Raw genomic sequence first — 1,101 nt, 5'->3', positions numbered from 1 at the left:
GGATCAATTCAGCACGCTCGATGTCGTAGACGGCGTCCGTCGGTATCGGTCGCGGGCGCCAGCGTGCCGCCGTGAGCACCGACCGGACCTCGGCCGCGAGACGCCCGCCGCGGGCGTCGCTCCCGGTGTAGCGCCGGACCATCGTGCTGCGGGTGTCGATCCGGTTCTGCCGCCGCCGGTCCACGAAGAGGGCGTCGGGTGCGGAGTGGACGTCGGCGCCGTCGACCTCGACGACGAGCAGCGCCCCGTCCGGCAGGAGCCACGCGAGGTCGACGCGCGCCCGCCAGCCACGCCCGACGATTCTCAGCTGCACGGCGTCGGGCGGGCAGCCGAGGTCGAGGCAGGTGATCCGTGCCCACGTCTCCGCCGGTGACTCCGCCCGGCCGTCGGCGTCTCCCCACCAGGGCCAGCTCCGGCGGGTGCCACGCCGCCCGGTGGTCAGCCCCCGTGCGACGGCGAGCCCCTCGCGGTCCACCAGCTGCTGCTGCCACGCCGAGTCGATCATCGCGACCGCGTCCAGCCGCGAGAGCGCGGGGACCGCGAGCGCCAGCGAGTCGCGCAGCGGGGCACAGAGGATGCCGTCCACCTCGACCGGGGCGGGCACGAGGATCCGTCGCACCTGGACAGGACCGTCCCCGGTCCGCGGCCGAGCCTTGGGCACAGCGACCTCAGGAACCAGGTCGACGGGAGCTCCCTGTACCCCGTGCAGCACCAGCGAGCCGACACCGACCGCGATGCCGCCGGGGTGCACCAGCGGGCCGAGCAGCGCTGCTCGCCGTCGGCGATGGTCGTAGGACTCCGAGACGGACGACGGCGAGACCGTCCCGGTGTCCAGGACGCCCCGTGCCACGCGGTCCCACTCCTTGCGGTCCAGGCGGCGGGCCACCTGTCCGCGCGTCATCCCGCCCCCGAGGCACTGCCGCAGGGCGAGCAGCCCGGCCTGGCGACGTGCGCGCTCCAGCAGCTGCGGTGGCACGGTGGCGGCGGGCCGAGACATGTCCCCAGGACACCAGGGTGCGACCCCAGCGCCGTCCGGTCATCCACAGGAAGGCATCGTGCGTGCTGACTTGAGCCTCAAACCGTCGGTTTGAGGATCAAGTC

At 73.8% G+C, this 1,101-nt stretch carries 1 protein-coding gene; it reads right to left on the bottom strand.

Going from position 1 to position 1,101, the window contains the following annotated elements; genetic code table 11:
- The coding region (locus ACFT55_RS20235; protein ID WP_380245663.1) for a hypothetical protein at positions 1 to 997 on the bottom strand (997 nt) is incomplete at its 3' end.
- Between the last annotated feature and the right edge of the window lie 104 nt (positions 998 to 1,101).

It is taken from the genome of Isoptericola sp. NPDC057191, assembly GCF_042670225.1.
GTDB lineage: Bacteria > Actinomycetota > Actinomycetes > Actinomycetales > Cellulomonadaceae > Isoptericola.
The sequence above is the reverse complement of the archived record's forward strand: the minus strand, read 5'-3'. Positions and strand labels throughout refer to the sequence as shown.